The 5,595-nt window shown below is 59.9% G+C and carries 7 protein-coding genes; 4 read left to right on the plus strand and 3 right to left on the minus strand.

What is annotated here, in order from left to right:
- Positions 1-358 (plus strand): transcriptional repressor (locus AC1D1X_RS14340; RefSeq protein WP_477698509.1); only part of this gene is annotated, 358 nt, incomplete at its 5' end.
- Between the two features lie 201 nt (positions 359-559).
- Here AC1D1X_RS14340 and hprK read toward each other — a convergent pair.
- On the minus strand, positions 560-1,510 hold the full coding sequence (hprK, locus tag AC1D1X_RS14345; protein ID WP_457281495.1) for an HPr(Ser) kinase/phosphatase: 951 nt from the start codon (positions 1,508-1,510) through the stop codon (positions 560-562).
- Positions 1,511-1,578: 68 nt separating this feature from the next.
- Entirely contained in the window at positions 1,579-2,052 is a 474-nt protein-coding gene (locus tag AC1D1X_RS14350) for a PTS sugar transporter subunit IIA (protein WP_477668778.1), read from the minus strand.
- Here AC1D1X_RS14350 and AC1D1X_RS14355 point away from each other — a divergent pair.
- Positions 1,942-2,235 (plus strand): hypothetical protein, encoded by a 294-nt coding sequence (locus tag AC1D1X_RS14355; protein WP_477668940.1) that lies wholly within the window; start codon positions 1,942-1,944, stop codon positions 2,233-2,235. The two genes, AC1D1X_RS14350 and AC1D1X_RS14355, sit on opposite strands and share 111 nt — an antisense overlap.
- Before the next feature lie 57 nt (positions 2,236-2,292).
- Here the strand turns inward: AC1D1X_RS14355 and hpf are convergent, their stop codons facing one another.
- Positions 2,293-2,622, minus strand: a complete 330-nt coding sequence (gene hpf, locus AC1D1X_RS14360; protein WP_007872838.1) for a ribosome hibernation-promoting factor, HPF/YfiA family — start codon at positions 2,620-2,622, stop codon at positions 2,293-2,295.
- Between the two features lie 462 nt (positions 2,623-3,084).
- Here hpf and AC1D1X_RS14365 point away from each other — a divergent pair, with 462 nt between their 5' ends.
- Positions 3,085-4,299: a patatin-like phospholipase family protein gene (locus AC1D1X_RS14365; protein WP_477698510.1), complete on the plus strand. Its 1,215-nt coding sequence runs from the start codon at positions 3,085-3,087 to the stop codon at positions 4,297-4,299.
- Between the two features lie 242 nt (positions 4,300-4,541).
- Positions 4,542-5,531 carry a magnesium and cobalt transport protein CorA gene (locus AC1D1X_RS14370; protein WP_477668780.1) on the plus strand — a complete coding sequence of 330 codons (990 nt, stop codon included), beginning with the start codon at positions 4,542-4,544 and terminating at the stop codon, positions 5,529-5,531.
- Positions 5,532-5,595 lie beyond the last annotated feature (64 nt).

Genomic DNA, 5,595 nt, shown 5'->3' on the forward strand with positions numbered 1-5,595 from the left:
CATGACAGCCGAAGATGTGTTCCGGGTGCTGCTGGAAGACCGCTCGGACATTGGCCTGGCCACGGTCTACCGGGTGCTGACCCAGTTCGAGCAGGCCGGACTGCTGAACCGCAGCAATTTCGAATCAGGTAAAGCGGTCTATGAGATCAACGAAGGCCAGCACCACGACCACCTGGTCTGCCTCGATTGCGGCAAGGTCGAGGAGTTCTACGACGCCGAGATTGAAAAACGCCAGAATGCCGTCGCCAAAGCCAAGGGCTTCACCATTGCCGATCATTCACTGTCGATCTACGCTAACTGCACCAAAGACAAGTGCCCCAACCGCAACGGCGCACCGGTACGGCACCATCACGCTTAATTTTTAGCAGAAATGGCCTGCAGCCCTTTATATACAAGCGCAAGCAGCTATTGATTCAATAGCAAGTAAAACTGCGGCGCAGAAGGTGTGAAGAAACCGTAGCGAGCAGCCCGAGGTTGCATCGAGGACCGGAGCCGTACTTGCGTACGGCGAGGACCGCAGGTGCAAGATCGGGTTGCGCAGTAGGTTTATTCGCGCCTTCTAATCGTCTTGTTCCATGGCGCGGCGGTGCCGCTCCACGAAATCCTGGTAGGTATTGATGCCGCGCAGCTGCAAGATCGCATTGCGCACGGCGGCCTCGACCAGCACGGCGATATTGCGGCCGGCTTCCACCTGGATGATGACCTTGCGCACCGGGATGCCCAGCACGTCCTGCGTCAGCGGTTCGTACGGGATGCGTTCGTAATCGCGCTCTAGCGTTTCGCGGCGCACCAGGTGCACGATCATCTTCAGGCGCATCTTGCGGCGCACCGCCGTCTCGCCAAAAATGGCCTTGATGTCGAGCAGGCCGATGCCGCGTACTTCCAGCAGGTTTTGCAGCAGTTCCGGACAGCGTCCTTCAATCGTGGTCTGGTTGATCCGGTACAGGTCTACCGCATCGTCGGCCACCAGGCCGTGTCCGCGCGAAATCAGTTCCAGCCCCAGTTCACTTTTGCCCAGGCCGGATTCACCGGTGATCATGACGCCCAGGCCCAGGATGTCCATGAACACGCCATGCATGGAGGTGCGGTCGGCAAAATGCTTGGACAGGTAGGCCCTGAGCACGTCAATCACGAAAGCCGCCGATTCGGGCGTGGCGAACATCGGCAACTGGGCGCGTTCGCACATCGACAGCAGCGTGTCCGGCGCGGTCTGGCCGTCGGCGACGATCAGCACCGGTGGCTCCAGCGTGATGATGCGGGAAATGCGCCGGGCGCAGTCCTCAGGGCTGGCATTCGTGAGGTAAGCAACCTCGCGTTCGCCCAGGATCTGCACGCGGTAGGGATGAATGTAGTTGAGGTATCCGACCAGATCGGCGCCAGAGCGTGCAGCCCGCACGGCGACTTCGTCGAAACGCCGCTCGGAGGCCCCGAGGCCGGCAACCCATTCCCATTTCAGGGCGGCGCGGTGGTCTTCAAATAAAACGTCAGCGCTGACAACGGTGGGCTTCATGCGGCCTTGTACTTTTCCTGTTCAAGACCCTGCCGGGCCGGACAGCGTGCAACCGTGCAACACCGCATCTAAGAACTGACTTCGTGGACGGAATGCCAGGAAGCGATCAGGTTGTGCAGTCCAGCGGCATCGGTGCTGGTCTTGAGTTGCTCGCGCAGGGAGCTGTCGCTAAGCAATTCGGCAATTTCCGAAAGAATTTCGAGGTGTTTTTGAGTGGCAGCCTCGGGAACCAGCAGAAAAATCAGCAGGGCTACGGCCTGTTCGTCCGGCGCATCGAAGCCAATGGGCGCCTGCAACAGGAAAACGGCCGCCATGGGGGCCTTCAGGCCCTTGATCCGGCCGTGCGGAATCGCCACGCCGTGGCCAAGCCCGGTGGAGCCCAGGCGTTCGCGGGCGAACAGGCTGTCCGTGATCAATGCGCGGTTCAGGCCATGTTGGTTCTCAAACAGCAGACCGGCTTCCTCGAAAGCGCGCTTCTTGCTGGTCGCTTCAACGCTGACCAGAACCTGGGAGGGGGGCAAAATTTGCGAAAGACGGTTCATAACAATCTTTTAGTCGCCGAATTATGCACTTTGCAGCGGGTTGACCGCAAAAAAGGCATTAAAAAGCCGCTTGGCGCCACAAGCGGCTTCGGCGTCTGGTTTGGCGCGCCTGCAGATGCCCTGCAGATTCGCCGCGACAGAAAACGTGCAATGCAGGTTTTTCCGTCTGCACGCCACCGGTGAATGCGGCCCTTCGAGGAGAAGCCGCGCACTCTGAAAAGGGACAGCCCGAAAAGACTTTCAGGCCTGGCGCTTGGCAGCAACGTGGTGGTGATCCTGGGTTCTGGTTTTGTAACGCCCAACCTGACGGTCCAGCTTGTCTGTCAATTCATCAACTGCGGCGTAAAGATCAGCGTGGGAGCTCTCGGCAAACAGGTCGCGGCCCTTGACATGCACATTGCATTCGGCCCGCTGGCGTCTTTCCTTTTCTTTCATGTTGTCCACTGTCAACAGGACTTTTACGTCTACTACCTGGTCGAAATGCCGGGTAATCCGATCCAGCTTGCTGGTCACATAACCGCGTAGCGCGGGGGTAACTTCAAGATGGTGGCCGCTGATCGTCAAGTTCATAAAGAGACTCCTTTTTCCAAGGTTGGAGCTGGGTTGAAAACACTGCCGGGCCCATGAAGGCGAGGCAGCGGACGGGGACACTCTCTTGGATTCACTATGCGCCCGATGCCCCGCAATTGCAACCTTGCGCCGCAATAAATAATGAAACCTTATGAAAAACCCCTTGACCCGATTTCACTGCATGCGCTGAGTGCTGGCGTGCCGCCCTGGCAGCGCCTGAAGGCCTTTGATTCTTCTGGCTTTTTACCAAGTCAAACCGTGTGGCGGCCAAGCCAGCGGACTTGCAGGAAGTCTTTCGCGGCGGCATCATGCTGACACAATTGCCCGCAGCCGGCCCGGCCCCATCAATGAGGCAATGGCAAAGACTGAAACAGCGCCCCATGGCGAAAAAACCATAACACCAGCCGATCAAGCTCATGCCCCGCCTGCTTTCACCACGTCCGCCGCATACCCGGCCCGGCCATGTCGCTTGAGACCATCATTTCTTCTGCGTTAACCCGCCCTGACGAGGCGCAAAATGCCCTTGTCCTCATGGGCGGCGGCGCACGCACGGCCTACCAGGCGGGAGTGCTTCACGCCCTGTCAACCATGCTCAGCGTGCAGGGCGGTGCGGCTGACCCGAAATTCCCGTTCAAGATCCTGGTGGGCACGTCAGCCGGTGCGTTGAACGCAGCTTTCCTGGCAAGCCATGCGGGTGAAGGCTTGCAGGCATTCGGCCGATTGGCCAATTTCTGGACCACATTGCGCTCATCGCAGGTTTACCAGCTCAAGGTTCCCGCGTGGATCCGTTCAAGCCGCATTGCGGCGGCGCTGTTTTTGTCGCAGCAGGTGCGGGCGCAACAATCCCTGCTGGACAACACACCGCTGGTCGACACCTTGCACCATGCCATTTCGCTGGGCCACATCGAGCAGGTGCTGCAGGATAAAACCCTTCACGCGCTGGCCATCACGGCCTCCAGCTACAGCAGCGGCGTGCACTGGACGTTCTGCCAGATGGCTGCCGGCCGCCACGCCGATCTCYGGAGCCGGCCAGGGCGGCGTGCAGAGTTCCAGCCCGTCACCATCGAACACCTGATGGCTTCCAGCGCCATTCCCTTCCTGTTCCCCTCCACGCCGCTCTGGGTGGACGGCCACCGCGAGTTCTTTGGCGATGGTTCCATGCGCCAGAGCTCCCCGCTCTCACCCGCCTTGCACCTTGGGGCCAGCAAGGTGCTGGTGATCGGCGTGGGGCAACCCGAGCGCGCCGGTTTCGTCGGCAGCAACGGGCCGAACGTGAGCRGCCGGCCCACGCTGGGCGCCATTGCCGGCCATGCCATGGCCAGTGTGTTTCAGGACACGCTGCAGGCCGACGTGGAGCAGGCCCAGCGCGTGAGCAAAACCGTGCGGCAGATGCCGCGCGAAATCGCGGCTGTCATGCCCTACCGGCCCGTCGACGTGTTGGCGATTGCACCGTCACAGTCGCTCGACGCACTGGCGCAAGCCCACGCCGGCGAATTACCGCGGGGGACCTACAACGCGCTGGCTGGCCTGGGTGCGCTGGGCGCCAAAGGCAGTCCGGGAGGCGCCGCACTGGCCAGCTACCTGCTGTTCGAGCCGGGGTTTGTCAAGGCGCTGATGGCGCTGGGCGAACAGGACGCTTACGCGCGAAAGAGCGAGCTCATCGAGTTTTTTATGTAGCGCAAGCGGTGGATAAACCAGGTGTGAAATGCCATAATCGCCGCTTATTCATTACGGAGAAATCCTTGGAAAGTAGCCCTAGTTGCTAGCTTTCAACACCGCAGACTGACGCCAGGCTTGCAAAGGCTCACGTTGAAAGGGGGTTGAAAGCGATGCCATATCCCACCGCCCTTTTACCGCGCTTTCGCGCAAGGCCTGAGCGTTCGCCTTGTGCCGGCCCTTGAACCGATAGGCAGTCAGTCATGCTCAATATTTTCACGCTGGCCAACGGCCGGCTTTTCCAGGAAGAAATCGAATCCCTGGAAGAACTCTCCAAATTCCAGCCCATCTGGGTGGATCTGGAGTCTCCCACCCTCGAAGAAAAACGCTGGATCAAGCAGTACTACGGGTTGTCCATTCCGGAAGACGCGATGGACGAGGACATTGAAGAGTCCGCGCGCTTCTACGAGGAAGACAACGGCGAGCTGCACATCCGCTCCGACTTCCTGATTGCCGACGACGAAGAGCCGCGCACCGTGCGGGTGGCTTTCATCCTGAACCTGGTCAACGACGACCTCAAGAGCAAGGGTGTGCTGTTTTCCATCCACGACGAAGACGTGCCGGTTTTTCGCCTGCTGCGGATGCGCGCGCGCCGCGCCCCGGGGCTTATCGAAGACGCCAAGGAGGTGCTGCTCAAGCTGTTTGACGCCGACGCCGAGTATTCCGCCGACACGCTGGAAGGCGTTTATGTCGAGCTCGAAAAAGTCAGCGCGCAGGTGTTGTCGGGCGACGTGACCGACGCCCTGGCCGGCGAAGTGCTGGGCGCCATTGCCCGCCACGAAGACCTGAACGGCCGCATCCGCCGCAACATGATGGACACGCGCCGCGCGGTCAGCTTCATGATGCGCAGCAAGATGCTCAACGCCGAGCAGTTCGAGGAAGCGCGGCAGATTCTGCGCGACATCGACTCGCTCGATTCACACACCGCCTTCCTCTTTGACAAGATCAACTTTTTGATGGATGCCACGGTAGGCTTCATCAATATCAACCAGAACAAGATCATCAAGATATTCTCGGTGGCCAGCGTCGCGCTGCTGCCGCCTACGCTGATCGCCAGCATCTACGGCATGAATATGTCTTTCCCCGAACTGCAGCTTCTGGGGCCGGCGGCTTATCCGTATGTGATCGCGCTGATGGTGGCCAGTGCACTGGTGCCGATGATCTATTTCCGCAAGCGGGGCTGGCTGAAATAGCCGCTCTCAAGCTGCCGCGGGATGCACCCCAGGTATCAAATCAGGATCCAACCCAATACAGACA

The sequence above is a fragment of the Polaromonas sp. P1_G4 genome (assembly GCF_056405475.1).

What these genes read in the sequence shown, in the direction of transcription:
- AC1D1X_RS14350 (WP_477668778.1), bottom strand. Translation starts at nt 2,052, where the DNA reads ATGAACCGTCTTTCGCAAATTTTGCCCCCCTCCCAGGTTCTGGTCAGC.
- AC1D1X_RS14370 (WP_477668780.1), top strand. Translation starts at nt 4,542, where the DNA reads ATGCTCAATATTTTCACGCTGGCCAACGGCCGGCTTTTCCAGGAAGAA.
- hprK (WP_457281495.1), bottom strand. Translation starts at nt 1,510, where the DNA reads ATGAAGCCCACCGTTGTCAGCGCTGACGTTTTATTTGAAGACCACCGC.
- hpf (WP_007872838.1), bottom strand. Translation starts at nt 2,622, where the DNA reads ATGAACTTGACGATCAGCGGCCACCATCTTGAAGTTACCCCCGCGCTA.
- AC1D1X_RS14355 (WP_477668940.1), top strand. Translation starts at nt 1,942, where the DNA reads ATGTTGGTTCTCAAACAGCAGACCGGCTTCCTCGAAAGCGCGCTTCTT.